This is a genomic window from Salinibacterium sp. G-O1, from assembly GCF_030063305.1.
Classification (GTDB): Bacteria; Actinomycetota; Actinomycetes; order Actinomycetales; family Microbacteriaceae; genus Rhodoglobus.
The window spans coordinates 118,154-132,965 of the sequence record NZ_JASISV010000004.1 but is presented as its reverse complement, the minus strand read 5'-3'; the positions used below and the strand labels follow the sequence as shown (position 1 = coordinate 132,965).

At 66.4% G+C, this 14,812-nt stretch carries 16 protein-coding genes and 1 pseudogene; 9 read left to right on the top strand and 8 right to left on the bottom strand.

Going from position 1 to position 14,812, the window contains the following annotated elements:
• Positions 1-3 precede the first annotated feature (3 nt).
• A pseudogene (locus tag QMG83_RS14025) lies at positions 4-141 on the bottom strand (DUF1622 domain-containing protein); the annotation flags it as partial.
• Between the two features lies 1 nt (position 142).
• Positions 143-544 carry a VOC family protein gene (locus tag QMG83_RS14020; RefSeq protein WP_283506031.1) on the bottom strand — a complete coding sequence of 134 codons (402 nt, stop codon included), beginning with the start codon at positions 542-544 and terminating at the stop codon, positions 143-145.
• A gap of 324 nt (positions 545-868) precedes the next feature.
• On the opposite strand from QMG83_RS14020, the gene QMG83_RS14015 reads away from it, so the two are divergent.
• Both QMG83_RS14015 and QMG83_RS14010 read left to right on the top strand, forming a co-directional pair.
• The gene (locus QMG83_RS14015) at positions 869-1,309 is read left to right on the top strand and encodes a MarR family winged helix-turn-helix transcriptional regulator (RefSeq protein WP_283506030.1); all 441 of its coding nucleotides are present in this window, start codon (positions 869-871) and stop codon (positions 1,307-1,309) included.
• A complete protein-coding gene (locus QMG83_RS14010; RefSeq protein ID WP_283506029.1) occupies positions 1,310-2,650 on the top strand; it encodes a cryptochrome/photolyase family protein in 1,341 nt (446 codons plus the stop codon).
• Here the strand turns inward: QMG83_RS14010 and QMG83_RS14005 are convergent.
• The 3 genes from QMG83_RS14005 to QMG83_RS13995 form a co-directional block, all read right to left on the bottom strand.
• Complete coding sequence (locus QMG83_RS14005) at positions 2,647-3,528, bottom strand: carbohydrate kinase family protein (RefSeq protein ID WP_283506028.1); 882 nt, start codon at positions 3,526-3,528, stop codon at positions 2,647-2,649. The genes QMG83_RS14010 and QMG83_RS14005 overlap by 4 nt on opposite strands.
• A gap of 113 nt (positions 3,529-3,641) precedes the next feature.
• Positions 3,642-4,223 carry an XRE family transcriptional regulator gene (locus tag QMG83_RS14000; RefSeq protein WP_283506027.1) on the bottom strand — a complete coding sequence of 194 codons (582 nt, stop codon included), beginning with the start codon at positions 4,221-4,223 and terminating at the stop codon, positions 3,642-3,644.
• A gap of 4 nt (positions 4,224-4,227) precedes the next feature.
• The gene (locus QMG83_RS13995) at positions 4,228-5,376 is read right to left on the bottom strand and encodes an aminotransferase class I/II-fold pyridoxal phosphate-dependent enzyme (protein WP_283506026.1); all 1,149 of its coding nucleotides are present in this window, start codon (positions 5,374-5,376) and stop codon (positions 4,228-4,230) included.
• Between the two features lie 105 nt (positions 5,377-5,481).
• On the opposite strand from QMG83_RS13995, the gene QMG83_RS13990 reads away from it, so the two are divergent.
• Positions 5,482-6,390, top strand: a complete 909-nt coding sequence (locus QMG83_RS13990; protein WP_283506025.1) for an ornithine cyclodeaminase family protein — start codon at positions 5,482-5,484, stop codon at positions 6,388-6,390.
• 33 nt (positions 6,391-6,423) lie between these two features.
• On the opposite strand, the gene QMG83_RS13985 is transcribed toward QMG83_RS13990, so the two are convergent.
• Positions 6,424-7,338: a pseudouridine-5'-phosphate glycosidase gene (locus QMG83_RS13985; RefSeq protein ID WP_283506024.1), complete on the bottom strand. Its 915-nt coding sequence runs from the start codon at positions 7,336-7,338 to the stop codon at positions 6,424-6,426.
• A 151-nt stretch (positions 7,339-7,489) separates the two neighbouring features.
• Here QMG83_RS13985 and QMG83_RS13980 point away from each other — a divergent pair, with 151 nt between their 5' ends.
• Genes QMG83_RS13980 through QMG83_RS13970 form a run of 3 tightly spaced genes read left to right on the top strand, consistent with a single transcriptional unit; the run spans position 7,490 to position 10,268 of the window.
• Positions 7,490-8,677, top strand: a complete 1,188-nt coding sequence (locus QMG83_RS13980) for an acetyl-CoA C-acyltransferase (protein ID WP_283506023.1) — start codon at positions 7,490-7,492, stop codon at positions 8,675-8,677.
• Positions 8,677-9,417: an enoyl-CoA hydratase/isomerase family protein gene (locus tag QMG83_RS13975; protein ID WP_283506233.1), complete on the top strand. Its 741-nt coding sequence runs from the start codon at positions 8,677-8,679 to the stop codon at positions 9,415-9,417. Before QMG83_RS13980 ends, QMG83_RS13975 begins: the two co-directional genes overlap by 1 nt.
• Positions 9,414-10,268 (top strand): 3-hydroxyacyl-CoA dehydrogenase family protein, encoded by an 855-nt coding sequence (locus QMG83_RS13970; RefSeq protein ID WP_283506022.1) that lies wholly within the window; start codon positions 9,414-9,416, stop codon positions 10,266-10,268. Before QMG83_RS13975 ends, QMG83_RS13970 begins: the two co-directional genes overlap by 4 nt.
• Here the strand turns inward: QMG83_RS13970 and QMG83_RS13965 are convergent.
• Positions 10,265-10,663 (bottom strand): PaaI family thioesterase, encoded by a 399-nt coding sequence (locus QMG83_RS13965; protein ID WP_283506021.1) that lies wholly within the window; start codon positions 10,661-10,663, stop codon positions 10,265-10,267. The two genes, QMG83_RS13970 and QMG83_RS13965, sit on opposite strands and share 4 nt — an antisense overlap.
• A 44-nt stretch (positions 10,664-10,707) precedes the next feature.
• On the opposite strand from QMG83_RS13965, the gene paaZ reads away from it, so the two are divergent.
• Positions 10,708-12,774, top strand: a complete 2,067-nt coding sequence (paaZ, locus tag QMG83_RS13960; RefSeq protein ID WP_502949040.1) for a phenylacetic acid degradation bifunctional protein PaaZ — start codon at positions 10,708-10,710, stop codon at positions 12,772-12,774.
• Here paaZ and QMG83_RS13955 read toward each other — a convergent pair whose 3' ends face one another.
• Positions 12,775-13,413: a TetR/AcrR family transcriptional regulator gene (locus QMG83_RS13955; protein WP_283506020.1), complete on the bottom strand. Its 639-nt coding sequence runs from the start codon at positions 13,411-13,413 to the stop codon at positions 12,775-12,777.
• 122 nt (positions 13,414-13,535) lie between these two features.
• On the opposite strand from QMG83_RS13955, the gene paaA reads away from it, so the two are divergent.
• A complete protein-coding gene (paaA, locus tag QMG83_RS13950; protein WP_283506019.1) occupies positions 13,536-14,504 on the top strand; it encodes a 1,2-phenylacetyl-CoA epoxidase subunit PaaA in 969 nt (322 codons plus the stop codon).
• Positions 14,501-14,809, top strand: a complete 309-nt coding sequence (gene paaB, locus QMG83_RS13945; protein ID WP_283506018.1) for a 1,2-phenylacetyl-CoA epoxidase subunit PaaB — start codon at positions 14,501-14,503, stop codon at positions 14,807-14,809. Before paaA ends, paaB begins: the two co-directional genes overlap by 4 nt.
• Positions 14,810-14,812 lie beyond the last annotated feature (3 nt).

Sequence of the window (14,812 nt, the reverse complement as noted above, 5' to 3'; positions counted from 1 at the left end):
GGCTCAGCCCGCCGGCTGCGGTTCGGGCGGCTTCTTCTGCCAGGGCCATCTGCCGGTGATCTCAAACTCCAGTGAGAAGCTCAGGAAGGTTCGGATCAACACGATGATCGCCAGCACGCCGACGCTTTCGAAGGTCGGGGTCTTACTGCTCCCCGAGCTCCTGGAACAGCGTAACCTGCAGGTCGGCAGGCGCGTCGAGCCGGGAGTTGAGCGACCGCCACGGGGTCTCGCGCGGGCTGGCGATGAGTCGGGCACCGGCATCGGTGAGTTTGACCGTCATGCCATCCGCATCGTCGACCTCAAATGCCACGCGGATGCGGGCGCTCGGCTGCCCCTCGGCCTCCACCGAGTCGATGAGCCGCACCTGTGCCTGGTTGGACAGCTCCAGCGTGGCCATGCCGGCGTCGAGGATCATGACTCTGGCATCCCCCTCCCCCTCATACGCCTCCCGTTCCTCCAGGCCGAGAGCGTCCCGGTAGAAGGCGACGGCGGCCTCGTAATCCTCGACCGCGACGACGAGCCGCAACTGGCGAACGGTGCTCATGGGATGCTCCTTCTCCGGGCGCGGGTTTCGGCGCGCTCTGCTGTAAAACGTTGTGCCCACGGCCTTTATGTCCGGCCCGAGAAAGATTTTCAAAAATAACGGATGCATAACTAGACAGCGTTATCTTTCCGTTATACATTCATAGAGCAGAAGTTGTTTGCTGTGGCAGCTGAAGCGGAATGTGATTGCAGGACACTCTTGGTGCAAGGGAGAGGGTCGGTTTCTAGCCTCTGAAACCGGCCCTCAATCCTGTTTAACGGCCCTTTTCGAGACCCTCTCTCCCCCGGTTCTGCGCGTACCGGTGCATCTGCATAGAGTGGGTGCATGAGCGAAAAAGCCCTGTCAGTCGATGCGTGGGAGGCCCTCTTCCGGGCCCAGGTGTCAGTCCTCCGCCAGCTCATCGCTGAGTTTCCGAAAGGCGAGCTGTCGCTCAACGAATACGACGTGCTGTTCAACCTCACGCGCGCGCCCGACCGTCAGATGCGCATCCGGGAACTCAACCAGCACCTCCTCATCACCCAGCCGAGCGTCAGCAGGCTCGTCGACCGGCTCGCATCGCAAGACCTCGTCTGCAAAGAGCACGATCCCGATGACGGTCGCGGCACCATGGTGCGCCTGACCGACGCCGGCTACGAGCTGTTCCGCCGCATCGCGGTGGTGCATGCGGCATCCATTCACCGGCGGGTCGGCGCAGCGCTGACCGACGCCGAACTGACGAGCCTCAAAACGCTCACCGACAAACTGCGACTCAATCCAGGAGCCTGAATGACCGCGCCCACTATCGTCTGGCTGCGGGATGACCTGAGGCTCGCGGACAACCCGGCACTGACCGCTGCCACCGAGCGTGGCGCACCGGTCGTGCTCGTGTACATCCTCGACGACGACAGCCCCGAGGTGCGACCCCTGGGAGCGGCCAGCCGGTGGTGGCTTCACGGCTCCCTCACGTCGCTCGCTGCGAGCACCGACGGCAACCTCGTGCTGAGGCGGGGCGCGGCCGAGACGGTCATTCCCGCGCTCGTCGCCGAGACCGGTGCAGACGCGGTGTTCTGGAACCGCCGCTACGGTGCCGCCCGGGAGATCGACGCCAGGCTCAAGTCGAGCCTGCGCGACAACGGCCTTGACGTGCAGAGCTTCCAGGCGAACCTGCTGTTCGAGCCGTGGACTGTCACGACCGGCGACGGCAATGCGTTCAGGGTGTTCACCCCGTTCTGGAAGGCCGCCCGCCAGACAGCTGTTCGTGCCCCACTCCCCGCGCCGCGTGTGCACTGGGCAACGGCAGCCGGCGACGATCTCGAGTCGTGGGAGCTGCTGCCCACCCACCCGGACTGGGCCGGGGGGCTACGGGAGTCGTGGCATCCGGGAGAAGAGGGCGCGCACGACCAGCTCGAGTCGTTCGCCGACGAGAGGCTTGCCGACTATCACCGACGCGACGAGCCCGCCGTCGCGGCCACGAGCCAGCTGAGCCCGCACCTGAGTTTCGGTGAGATCAGCCCGTTCCAGATCTGGGAGCGGATGCACGGCGACCTCACCGCCGCCGCGAAGAAGAACGTCGCCAAGTTTCTCAGCGAGGTGGGGTGGCGCGAGTTCAACGCCAACATCCTGTTCCACTTTCCGGAACTCGCGGGCAAGAACTACCGGCCGGCATTCGACGCCTTCCCCTGGTCGGAGCCCGTGCCGGCCGAACTCGAGGCGTGGCAGCAGGGTCGCACGGGAATCCCGATCGTCGACGCGGGCATGCGCGAGCTCTGGCACACCGGCTACATGCACAACAGGGTCAGGATGATCGTGGCCAGCCTGCTCGTGAAGAACATGCTCATCGACTGGAGGGTGGGCGAGCAGTGGTTCTGGGATTGCCTGGTCGACGCCGACGAGGCCAGCAACCCCGGCAACTGGCAGTGGGTCGCGGGGTCGGGCGCCGACGCCGCCCCCTATTTCCGCGTTTTCAACCCGATGCTGCAGGCGGATAAGTTCGATGGTCAGCAACGCTACATCCGGCGCTGGGTTCCCGAGGTCGGCACCGACGACTATCCAGAGCCGATCGTCGATCTTGCCGCGTCCCGCCGCGACGCGCTGGCGGCGTATGAGCACGTGAAGGCCGCACGCTAACGGTGCGGTCGGCCGCCAATGCCGGCAACGGCTTTCGCCGCGACCTTCGCGCCTGCGCTCGCTGAACGGGCCAGATCGCCCGAGCGCACCCAGACGCTCAGGAATCCGGCGCAGAACGCATCGCCGGCGCCCGTCGGGTCGACCACGGGTGAGCTCACTGCCGGCACCGTCAGAACTGTGTCATCGTTGGCGATCACCACGCCACCGGCTCCCATCGTCAACACCACCGTCGCGAAGTCTTTGGCGAGAGCCACCGCGATATCGGTCGGGTCGTGCAGGCCGGTGAGCACTCTGCCCTCCTCGAGACTGGGGAACAGCACCTCGGCGCCCGCGACCGCCTCAAGAAAACGGTCGACACCGTAGTCGGCGATGAAGCCGGCGGATCCGGGGTCGACAGAGACCTTCGCTCCAACCTTCTTCGCTCGCGCGACCAGGGCGACCAACCCGTCCGATCCGGCAGCGTTCAGCAGCGAGTGGCCGGTGAGGTGCAACACCGCCGCCTCTGCCAGCAGCTCGGCCGTGACATCCGCGGGATCCAGTTCTGTATTGGCGCCGCGCTCGGTCAGCATCGTGCGATGCTCGCCCTCCACGATGATGACGATCGTGCCGGTGGTCATCGTCGGGTGCGAGCGCAGGTGGGTGGTGACCCCGGTCTGCACCAGCAACGCGGTGTGCCTCTCGAGATCGGCCGCGCCGACGACCCCGACGAAGTCGACTCTCGCGCCCAGGTATCCCAGCCAGGCCGCGGTGTTTGCCGCCGATCCCCCGGCCCTGAAACCAATGGATGCCGCGGTGTCGGTGTCCAGGCGGATCGCCTCGTACGGCATCGCCACGACATCATCGATGACGTCACCGAACACGACTATGCGGTCAGCCATGGAGCGCCGCCCACGCGGTGGCGTCGGCAACCTCAGCAGAGAGACCGAATGGTGATCGCATCCCCTCAATCTAAAGGTCTTCCGCCTTCGTGACGCAGGGATCGCCGTGACTGCTAGGTCTGCAGGGCCACGACCCGGGTGAAGGTCAGCGCGTCGGCGCCCCGATTCTCGTACCGGTATTCACGATCGCTGAGCAGTCGGGCGCTCCCTCCCGCAGGCACGACCCATTCGCCTTCGTCCGTCACGATGGTGAGCTCGCCCTCCTGCACGACGAAAAGCTCTTCCGAACCGACGGGATCCGGGGACGCGCTGTACCGGTCGCCGGCGACGAGCGTCCACGCCCACGCCTCCGGACCGCCGTTGCGTTCGCTCGCGATGAGCAAACGCGCCGAGCTTCCGACGGCGCTCGACCAGATCAGTGTCGATTCACCCGCCGTGTGCACGGTGACGACTCCGACCTCGGCGTCCTTGGGTGCGGTCAACGCGGCGAAGTCGACGCCAAGCACCTTCGCGATGCGATCGACGGTGACGAGGCTCGGGTTGGCCTGCCCGAGTTCGATCTGGGTCAGCAGCCGCCGGCTGACCCCTGAGCGATCGGCGAGTTCCTGCACAGTCGTCGACTGCGACTTGCGGATCGACCGGATGCGTCGGCCGAGACGCTCGATGACGTCGATCGGATGCGGTTGCTCGTCCACGTGGTCAGCGCTCGGCCCGGCCGACGGCGCCGGCAAGGCGCTCGATCGTGCCCGACATGCGCGCGAACGCGTCATCCATGTAGCTGGCTTCAAGGGCGTGCGTGATGCGCACGTGCTGCTCGACCCCAAAGTGCGCGCCCACACCGACGAGAACGCCATCGTGCCGAAACTCGTGGGCCAGATCGAGTGACGAGAGGTTCAGGTCGAGGCGCGGGAATGCCAGGGCGGTCGCCTTCGGTTCGATGACCGTCACGATGCCGTCTGTGCTGCCAGCCCAGTCGGCCAGTCGCGCGAAACCATCTCGCACCAGACGACGGTTGCGGGTGAAGAGTTCCTCCCTGCGGACGGGTTCCACCGCGAGTTCCGCGATCTTCATCGAGAGGTTGCTCGTCGAGATCGTCGCGTACTCGTGACGGCGCCACAGGTCTTGCGCGGTTTCAGCGTCGGCGACTATCCACCCCACCCGCACGCCCGACAGACCGTAGGCCTTGGACAGGCTGTTGGTGATGAGGAGCCGATCGTAGCGCCCGTGAAAACTGGGGGTATCGATGCCGCTCGTCTCCGAGCCGTGGTACACCTCGTCCGCGAGAATCCATGCGCCCACCCGGGAAGCGATCGCGATGATTGCCTCCATCTCGAGCTCGGTGAGGATCGCTCCCGTGGGGTTATTGGGATTGTTGACCGCGATGAGTTTTGTGTCGGGGCGGACCACGCGCTCGAGTTCGTCGAGGTCTGGCCGCCATCCCTCGGCCTCGATGAGGTGGAACGCGTCAACCTCACAGCCGTTATTCGCAGCGACCCCTGCGACCTGGCGGTAACCAGGCTCAAGCACGACAACATGGTCGCCCGGTTCGGTGATCGTGGTCACCGCGAGGCCGTTCGCCTCCGCTGCGCCGACGGTGACGAGCACCTGATCGGCGGTGACCTCAGGGCCATAGAGCGCCGCGATGCGCTGCCTCAACAGCTCCGTGCCGTTGACCGCCGGGTAGTGCAGGTCGCTATTCAGGAACGCCGAGACGGCGTCGGGCGTCTGCAGCATCTCCGAAAGCAACACGGGCTGCACTCCGCTGTCAGCGAGATTGAACTCGGTGTTCATCTCGTAGAGCGACTGCCACTCCTCGAGCTGGAAGGGCTGAAAGGGCACGCGGGCCATGGTCTCAACTTTCTGCTGGTGGACGTCGACGACTGCGAAACCATCGTTATGCGCACTATACTACTCGGATTGAGCATTATGCGTTACACACCGAAAGGTTCCGCCATGACATCGACGCCCCGCATCATCTCCGTCACCGACATCCCCGCGCTCGACCCGGCGACCGTCGTCGACGCGCTGCGCGAGTCGTTCAGAGCCCTCGCCACCGGACGAGCGGTGCAGCCCACGCAGACCGTGCTCGGCCTCGACGGGGGCGGCGACATCATCTCCTACCCCACGCTCGACCTGGACGCCGGCATCTACGCCGTCAAGCTGTCGCCGTACATCCCCCGGTCCGAGGGCGCTCTGGTGACCGCGTGGACTCTGCTCTTCGACGTCACCCGTGGTGAGCCGATCGCCCTCATCGACTCGAAGGCACTCACGACTCTGCGCACGGCAGCAACCACAGCTCTTGCCGTTGACCTGCTCGCCTCCCCCGACGCCAGCACCATCGCCATCGTCGGCTCGGGCGCCGTCGCACGCACCCACGTTGACTACCTGCGTGCCGTGCGTCCCTCAGCGCAGCTCCGGATGCACACCCGAACCCCCACGGAACTCGAGGTGCCGGGGGTGGAGGTCGTCCACGGCGTCGAGGGCGCGACGGACGCTGACGTGATTGCGCTGTGCACATCGGCCGCTGCCGCCGTCATTGATGCGTCCCAGGTCGCCCCCGGCGCTCTCATCACCTCCCTCAGCACCAACGCTCCGGGCGCCCACGAGATCGATCCGGCGCTGCTCGGCGACCTGGACGTATACACCGACTACCGGGCATCCACCGGCGCCGTGCCCGACTTCACAGCGGCGCAGGCGACGGGCTGGAGCGTCGACCGCATCCTCGGCGACCTGCCCGAACTGGTGACGGGCACCTCCCCCGCGCCGTCGGGAACACGGCCAGTGTTCTTCCGCTCGATCGGTCTCGGCATCGAGGATGCCGCGATCGCCGGAGTGGTGACACGTCTGCTCGGATTGCGCTGATCCTCTGAGGCCGCCACAGCCGCTCAGGCGGAGTCAGCCGTTCAGCGCCGCCCACTCGGCGGCGATGCGGCCCGCGACCCGCACGTTGTTCCGGGCGAGGTTGAGGTTCACCTCAAGGCTGCGGCCTCCCGAGAGCTCGACGATCTTCAGCAGCAGGAACGGGGTGACCGCCTTGCCGCTGACGCCAGCGACGTCGGCCAGCGTCAGCGCTTCGGCGAGAATCCGGTCATGCTCCGCGGGATCCCACTGCTCGTCGAGGGGGATCGGATTCGCCACCACGATGCCCTGCCCATGACCGAGTTCGTCATGCGAGCGCATGACGGCCGCGACCTGCGCCGCGTCATCCACCGACCAGTCGAGCGTGTAGGCCGACTCTCGCAGCCAGAAGCTGGGGAAAATCGTGGTGCCGAACCCGATCACCGGCACGCTCAGCGTCTCGAGCCGCTCGAGGGTGGCCGCGATGTCGAGCACGGACTTGACCCCTGCCGACACGACGGTGACGGGGGTGACGGCGAGGGTCGTGAGGTCTGCGGATTCGTCGAAGGTGCTGCTCGCGCCACGGTGCACCCCGCCGAGACCGCCCGTCGCAAACACCCTGATGCCCGCGAGCGCGGCGAGATGGGATGTCGCGGCCACCGTGGTTGCAGCGCTGAGCCCGGCCGCAGCGATGATCGGCAGGTCGCGGACGCTCGCCTTGGCGAGATCCTCGTTTGCGATGCGCCCGAGGCCCTCGGCATCGAGCCCGATCCTCGCGACACCGTCGAGCACCGCGATCGTCGCCGGCGTGACGCCCGCATCCCTGAGGATCGTCTCAAATTCGACGGCGGCCTCATGATTTCGCGGACGAGGAAGTCCATGGGAGATGATCGTCGACTCCAGCGCCACGATGGGACGGCGTGTGGCGATGGCGTCGGCAACCTCGGCCGAGAGAACGAATGGTGATGGCATCCCCCTCAATCTAAGCGTTTTGGCCCCAGGGATCGACGAAACCACACCATCGCACGTAGGTTGACGGCGTCACGCAGCCGTGCCATTCTTGCAGAACGAACGGTCAGTAAGTACTCGAGGATCGACGAGCTGTAACGCAAGGTAGCGAACAATGGCAGAGGCATTTGTGATCGACGGGGTTCGCACCCCGATCGGCCGGTACGGAGGAACTCTTTCCACCGTCAGACCGGACGATCTCGCCGCCGTCGCGATAGCGGAAATCATCGCCCGAACCGGTGTGGATGCGGCCCTGATCGATGACGTCATCTTTGGCGATGCGAACCAGGCGGGCGAAGACAACCGCAACGTTGCCCGCATGGCGTTGTTGCTTGCCGGCCTGCCCGATTCCGTGCCGGGCATCACCGTGAACCGGCTCTGCGCCTCGGGACTCTCCGCCGTTCATCTCGCGGCAAGCATGATCAAGTCAGGCGAGGCCGACCTCGTGATTGCTGGCGGTGTTGAATCCATGACCCGGGCGCCGTGGGTGCTCGCCAAACCCGAGAAAGCGTTCGCCAGGCCGGGAGAGATCTTCGACACATCGATCGGCTGGCGTTTCACCAACCCGAGGCTCGCGGCCCGAGACAAGGCGACCTTCTCCATGACGGAGACCGGCGAATTCGTGGGCGTGCAGGAGGGGGTCTCGCGGCAAGACGCCGACGAGTTTGCGCTCCGCTCTCACCAGCGGGCACTCGCTGCCGTGGCGGCCGGCCACTTCGATCGCGAGATCGTGTCGGTCACCACCAGCCGGGGAACGCAGGTGTCGAAGGATGAGGGCCCGCGCGCAGACACGACGCTCGAGGCCCTCGCCGGCCTGCGGGCCGTCGTCCCCGGCGGCAGCATTGTGACGGCGGGCAACTCCTCCCCCCTCAACGACGGTGCGGCAGCGGTACTGGTCGCGAGCGAGTCCGCTGTCGAACGGCTCGGCCTCACGCCACGAGCGCGCGTCGTCGGCGGCGCCTCGGTGGGTCTCGCACCCGAAGTCATGGGTCTCGGCCCCATCCCGGCGACCCGCAAACTGCTCGAGCGCACCGGCCTGACGACCGACGACGTGGGTGCCGTGGAACTCAACGAGGCTTTCGCGACCCAGTCGCTGGCCTGCATCCGCGCGCTCGGATTCGACGCGTCGATCGTGAACGCCGACGGCGGCGCGATCGCTTTGGGGCACCCCCTTGGGGCCTCGGGCACGCGGCTGCTGGTCACGCTTCTGGGCCGGATGGACCGCGAGAACACGCGACGAGGTCTCGCCACGATGTGCGTCGGCGTCGGCCAGGGTGCCGCACTCATGGTGGAGGCCGTGTGATGTACACGACCCTGCTGATAGTCGACGATCGGGCCGACCGCCTGCACGTGAGGCTCCATCGCCCCAGCGTGCGCAACGCCATCGACCGCGCGATGGTCGACGAGTTGCACGAGGTGTGTGCGGGCCTCGAGGCCAGCCCGCGCATCCTGATTCTGAGTGGCGGTGACGGCGTGTTCGCGTCAGGCGCGGACATCGCCGAGCTGCACGAGCGCCGGGCGGCAGACGCGCTCGATGGCATCAACTCCCGACTTTTCATCCGAATCGCCGCACTGCCGATGCCGGTCATCGCAGCCGTCGACGGCTGGGCTCTCGGCGGAGGCGCTGAGCTCGCCTACGCCGCCGACTTCCGGATCGCGAGCGACCGTGCGCGATTCGGCAATCCGGAGGCCTCGCTGGGGATCATCGCGGCAGCGGGTGCGACCTGGCGCCTGCTCGAGCTGGTGGGAGAACCGCTGGCCAAGGAGATGCTGCTGGCCGGTCGCGTGCTCGATGCGCAGCAGGCCCTCGACGCCCACCTGGTCACCGAGGTGCACACGGCTGATGCCCTGGATGCGGCCGCCAATGCTTTCGCCGACCGCATCGCAGCCCTCGACCCGCTCGCCGTGCAGCACAGCAAACGGGTCATGAGCGCCCCGCGGTCTGAGCATCCAGCCATCGATGAGCTCGCCCAATCGGTGCTGTTTGAGTCGGAAGCCAAGTTCGAGCGCATGGCAGCCTTTCTCGCGAGGCGCGCGACATGAGCGGCGTCCCGCAGATCGTTTCGGTCGTGGGAGGCGGACGCATGGGTGTCGGCATCGCCCACGCGTTCCTGCTCGCCGGCGCAAGGGTCACCGTGCTCGAGCGTGACGACGCGACCGCGGAGCGTGCCATGAGCGCGCTGACGACCGCGATCGAGTCGAGCATCGCCCGCGGCACCACAGTTGAGATGCGCGACCGGCTCGCAGCCCGGGCCCGGGTCACGACCGAGGTCGCGGAGCTTGCCGGCTCGGACCTCGTCATCGAGGCCGTGCCCGAGATGCTCTCGCTCAAGACCGAGACGCTCGCTCGCGTGGAGGCCGTGGTTGGCGCCGATGCCTGGCTCGCCTCGAACACCTCCTCACTGTCGATTTCCCTCATCGCCGAGTCGCTGACGCGCCCGGAACGCTTCTGCGGACTGCACTTTTTCAACCCCGTTCCGAGTTCGACGCTCGTCGAGATCGTGCGCGGCGCGGCATCCTCCCCGGCACTGATCGGTGAGGCACAGCATTGGGTTGCCGCCATCGGCAAGACCCCGGTGACCGTCAACGACTCACCCGGCTTCGCGAGCTCGCGACTGGGTGTTGTCATCGCACTCGAAGCGATCAGGATGCTCGAAGAGGGCGTCGCTTCGGCGGAAGACATCGACGCCGCGATGGTGCTGGGTTACAAGTTCCCCGTGGGGCCGCTGCGCCTCACCGACATGGTGGGACTCGACGTTCGGCTGGACATTGCCACCTACCTTCACGACACCCTCGGTGACCGGTTCGAACCGCCAGCGTTGATGCGCGAGATGGTCGCGGCGGGCAAGCTCGGCCGCAAGACGGGTGAGGGGTTCTTCCTGTGGGAGGGCTAGCGTTTCTCCACGATGAGGTTCGTGATGCGCACGGTGCACAGCCGCGCTCCGCTCTCATCGGTGATGACGACCTCATGGCTGGTCACGGTTTTGCCGAGCTGGATGGCGGTCGCCGTGCCCGTGACGATTCCCGCTTTCGCCCCTCGGTGATGCGTCGCGCTGATATCGAGACCGACCGCCGTCTTGCCCAGCGTGCTCGCGTGGATGACGGCCGCCCACGAGCCGAGCGCCTCGCCGAGCACGAGCGATGCCCCGCCGTGAAGCATGCCGAACGACTGCGTATTGGTGCTCACCGGCATGGTCGCCACCACGCGCTCCGCCGACTCTTCGACGATCTCGATTCCCATTTTGCGGTCGAGGTCTCCGAGCACGATCTTCCATGGCTGCGGCGTCATCGCGCCAGTCTACTGACCGCTCTGCAGGTGAAAAGAGGAACCTCATGACCGCGACGCTCGTCGAAACCCGCATGCTTCCCAGCTACGTGCAGGGTCACTGGTGGGAAGGCACCGAGGGAACTCCCACTCGTGATGCCTCGACCGGCGAGGTGCTGGCGCTCGTCGGCAGTGACGGGATCGACCTTGCCGGGGCGATCGACTACGCCCGCACGGTGGGCCAGAAGAGCCTCGGCGCCCTGACCTTTCACGAGCGGGCCCTGCTGCTCAAGGCACTGGCGGGAGCACTCACCGAGGCGAAGGCGGAGCTCTACCGAATCAGCGCGGGCACGGGCGCGACATCCCGCGACTCCATGGTCGACGTCGACGGCGGCATTGGTGTGCTCTTCACGTACGGCTCGAAGGGTCGCAGAGAGTTGCCCAACGTGCACACGCGCATCGTGGACGGCAACGCCGAGAACCTTTCGCGCGACGGGTCGTTCGGGGGCCAGCATGTCTACGAACGCATCCCCGGTGTCGCGTTCCAGGTCAACGCCTTCAACTTCCCGGTGTGGGGCATGCTCGAGAAATTTGCACCCGCCTTTCTGGCGGGCGTGCCAAGCATCGTCAAGCCGGCGACCCCGACGGCGATCCTGACCGAAGCCGCGGTGCGGGTGATGGTCGAATCCGGTCTGTTGCCCGAGGGATCGCTGCAGCTCGTGTGCGGCGGGGCACGCACCCTGCTCGACCTGCTGGACATGCGCGACCACGTGTCGTTCACCGGATCGGCGAGCACGGCTGCCTCGTTGGCGGTGCACCGAAACGTGATATCCCGGGGTGTGAGCCTGACTGTGGAGACCGACTCACTCAACGCGGCGATTCTGGGGCCGGATGTCACGCCCGATGCCCCCGAATTCGCCGCCTTCGTGGCATCCGTCGTCACGGAAGTGACCTCGAAGGCCGGGCAGAAATGCACCAGTATTCGCCGGATCATCGTTCCCGTCGAGATGGTCGACGCAGTCATCGGGGCGATCGGCGAACGGCTCGATTCCCGGGTGACGCTGGGCGACCCGCGCGCCGAGGGCGTGACGATGGGCCCGCTTGCGAGTGTCGAGCAGCGTGATGAGGTGCGCCGCAGCGTGCAGGCGCTCGTCTCAGGCGGCGGCCGGATCGTCCACGGAAGCCTCGACGACCCGACGGTGACCTTGGAGGACGGCTCCAACGCAGTCGCTCCGGATGGCGCGTTCCTGGCACCGGTGTTGCTGCGTTTCGATGATGCAGACTGCGAGGCCGTGCACGAGATCGAGGCCTTCGGGCCCGTGGCATCCGTGCTGGGCTACACCGACGTCGATGATGCGATCCGCCTTGCTAATCGTGGCGGCGGCTCGCTTGTGGCCACCATCGCCAGCTACGAACCCGAGACCGTCGCCCGGATCGTTGAGGGCATTGCCGGGTACCACGGCCGCCTCCTTGTTTTGGACCGGGATGACGCGCGCACGAGCACCGGACACGGATCACCCGTGCCGCACCTGGTGCACGGCGGCCCCGGCCGTGCCGGCGGCGGCGAGGAGCTCGGCGGCATCCGGGCCGTCAAACGGTTCATGCGTCGTCTCGCCCTCCAGGGCTCCCCCGCGGTGCTGACCGGCCTGACCGGCCAGTGGCGCGCCGGTGCCGAGATCGTCGAGGGCGAGCATCCGTTCCGAAAGCCGCTGTCGCGCCTCACCATCGGCGACGCCGTCAAGTCGGCCGAACGTGAGATCACCCTCGACGACATCGCCCACTTCGCCGAGTTCACCGGCGACACGTTCTACGCCCACACCGACGAGGAGGCCGCCGCCGCGAACCCGTTCTTCCCCGGCCGAGTCGCGCACGGGTACCTGCTGCTGTCGTGGGCGGCCGGACTGTTCGTCGACCCGGCGCCAGGCCCCGTGCTGGCAAACTACGGCCTGGACAACCTCCGCTTCCTGACGCCGGTCGTACCGGGTGACCGGGTGAAGGTGAGCCTCACCGCCAAAGAGATCACTCCGCGCGAGAACGAGGAGTATGGCGAGGTGCGCTGGGATGCCGTGCTGACGAACCAGCGGGACGAACCGGTAGCGACCTACGAGGTGCTGACCCTCGTCGCCAAGAAATAACTAGCGGTCGGACCGTTCGCCGAGCCCGTCGAAGGCGACGGTGATGACATCATCGGCGAGCTGTTCGCTCGTGAGCGGCCCGCCCGGCTTGTACCACTCGACAATCGAGTTGATCATGCCGAACAGAAGCCGGGTTGTGGTGCGGGCATCGACATCTGACCGCAGGCTGCCGGCGGTGCGTGCCTCATCGACGAGGGTGGCGACGGAGTGATCGAACTCGCGACGACGTTCGAGCGCGTCCCGTTCGACCTGAGTGTTGCCTCGCAAGCGCAGCAGCAGCGTCACGTACGGCAAATCGTCGACGAGCACCCGCACGGCTCCACGCAGCACGAACCGCAGTCGCTCATCGGCGGGCCCAGAGGTCGCCTCGGGCTCGGTGAGCACAGCCTCGAGGTGGCCAAGCGCGCGATCGAGCGCCAGCCGCAACAGGTCTTCCTTGCCGGAGACGTGGTAGTAGACCGCAGACTTGCTGGTGCCCAGTCGTTCTGCGAGAGCGCCCATCGACGTCGCTTCGTAGCCGAAGTCGTTGAATGCGGCGACCGCTATGTCGAGCACGGCGCTGAGGTCGTAGGGATCGCGACCGCTTCGTCCGTTGCCTCCGCGCCGCTGTTCGCGCGCCTCCGGGGCTGGGCCTGCCATGCGGTACTCCTTGGGACGCTGCCGGTCGTTGGTCTCCCGACTCTAGTGGAGCCGGACGCTTGATCAGTCACATCATAGTTGGTAGAGTTACTGAACGCCCGGTAAGTTGAAGAGGAGCCATCATGACTGCGGATGACCTTGACGGACAGCACCTTGACGGACAGCGACACTTCGACGAACTGCTGGCCAATGAGCAGCGGGTCGAGCCCACCGACTGGATGCCCGAGGGCTACCGCAAGACGCTCATCCGGCAGATCTCGCAACATGCTCACTCCGAGATCATCGGGATGCAGCCAGAAGGCAACTGGATCTCGCGTGCGCCAAGCCTCAAGCGCAAAGCGATCCTCATGGCGAAGGTGCAGGATGAAGCCGGCCATGGCCTCTACCTCTACTCAGCGGCCCAGACCCTCGGGATCGACCGCGACACAATGTTCGAGCAGCTCATCACGGGCAAGGCCAGGTACTCCTCAATCTTCAACTACACGAGCCCCACCTGGGCCGACATGGGCTCCATCGGCTGGCTGGTCGACGGAGCGGCGATCTGCAATCAGGTGCCGCTGTGTCGGGCATCGTACGGCCCGTACGCCCGCGCCATGGTGCGTATTTGCAAGGAGGAATCGTTCCACCAGCGACAGGGATTCGAGATCCTGCTTGAGCTGATGCGCGGCACCGAACAGCAGCGCGCGATGGCGCAGGAATCAGTTAACCGCTGGTTCGCCCCCGCGCTCATGATGTTCGGACCGCCCGACGACGACTCCCCCAACTCGAAGCAGAGTATGGCCTGGAACATCAAACGCTTCAGCAACGATGACCTGCGCCAGCGCTTCGTCGACATGCTCGTGCCCCAGGCCGAGATTCTCGGGATCACGCTTCCCGACCCGGAGATCCGCTGGAACGAGGAGCGTGGTCACTACGACTTCGGCGATCTCGACTGGACCGAGTTTCACGAGGTTCTCGCCGGCCGCGGCCAGGCGAACAGCATCCGGGTCGAGCGCCGGCGCCAGGCCCACGAGGAGGGCGCCTGGGTGCGTGAGGCCGCGCGGGCCTACGCCGACGCCCATGCCACCGAAACCGAAAGGGTCGCATCATGACGAGCCCCGGCGACTCCGGAACGCGCGAAACCTGGCCTCTCTGGGAGGTCTTCATCCGCTCATCGCGCGGACTGTCGCACGTGCATGCCGGGTCGTTGCATGCTCCGGACGAGATCATGGCAGTGCGCAACGCTCGCGACCTCTACACCCGGCGAGCCGAAGGTGTGTCGATCTGGGTGGTGCCCGCCTCGAGCATCACGGCGTCTGACCCTGACGCCCGCGGCGCGTTTTTCGAGTCGCCCCAGGGCAAGGAATATCGCCACGCCACCTACTACACCGAGTCAGATTCGGTACCCCACCTGTGAAGA

Bases quoted from the DNA above. Each gene is read 5' to 3' on its own strand.
- QMG83_RS14010 (WP_283506029.1), top strand. From the start codon at position 1,310: ATGACCGCGCCCACTATCGTCTGGCTGCGGGATGACCTGAGGCTCGCG.
- QMG83_RS13985 (WP_283506024.1), bottom strand. From the start codon at position 7,338: ATGCCATCACCATTCGTTCTCTCGGCCGAGGTTGCCGACGCCATCGCC.
- paaA (WP_283506019.1), top strand. From the start codon at position 13,536: ATGACTGCGGATGACCTTGACGGACAGCACCTTGACGGACAGCGACAC.
- QMG83_RS14005 (WP_283506028.1), bottom strand. From the start codon at position 3,528: ATGGCTGACCGCATAGTCGTGTTCGGTGACGTCATCGATGATGTCGTG.
- QMG83_RS14020 (WP_283506031.1), bottom strand. From the start codon at position 544: ATGAGCACCGTTCGCCAGTTGCGGCTCGTCGTCGCGGTCGAGGATTAC.
- paaB (WP_283506018.1), top strand. From the start codon at position 14,501: ATGACGAGCCCCGGCGACTCCGGAACGCGCGAAACCTGGCCTCTCTGG.
- QMG83_RS13975 (WP_283506233.1), top strand. From the start codon at position 8,677: ATGTACACGACCCTGCTGATAGTCGACGATCGGGCCGACCGCCTGCAC.
- QMG83_RS13990 (WP_283506025.1), top strand. From the start codon at position 5,482: ATGACATCGACGCCCCGCATCATCTCCGTCACCGACATCCCCGCGCTC.
- QMG83_RS14015 (WP_283506030.1), top strand. From the start codon at position 869: ATGAGCGAAAAAGCCCTGTCAGTCGATGCGTGGGAGGCCCTCTTCCGG.
- QMG83_RS13980 (WP_283506023.1), top strand. From the start codon at position 7,490: ATGGCAGAGGCATTTGTGATCGACGGGGTTCGCACCCCGATCGGCCGG.
- paaZ (WP_502949040.1), top strand. From the start codon at position 10,708: ATGACCGCGACGCTCGTCGAAACCCGCATGCTTCCCAGCTACGTGCAG.
- QMG83_RS13970 (WP_283506022.1), top strand. From the start codon at position 9,414: ATGAGCGGCGTCCCGCAGATCGTTTCGGTCGTGGGAGGCGGACGCATG.
- QMG83_RS13965 (WP_283506021.1), bottom strand. From the start codon at position 10,663: ATGACGCCGCAGCCATGGAAGATCGTGCTCGGAGACCTCGACCGCAAA.
- QMG83_RS13955 (WP_283506020.1), bottom strand. From the start codon at position 13,413: ATGGCAGGCCCAGCCCCGGAGGCGCGCGAACAGCGGCGCGGAGGCAAC.
- QMG83_RS13995 (WP_283506026.1), bottom strand. From the start codon at position 5,376: ATGGCCCGCGTGCCCTTTCAGCCCTTCCAGCTCGAGGAGTGGCAGTCG.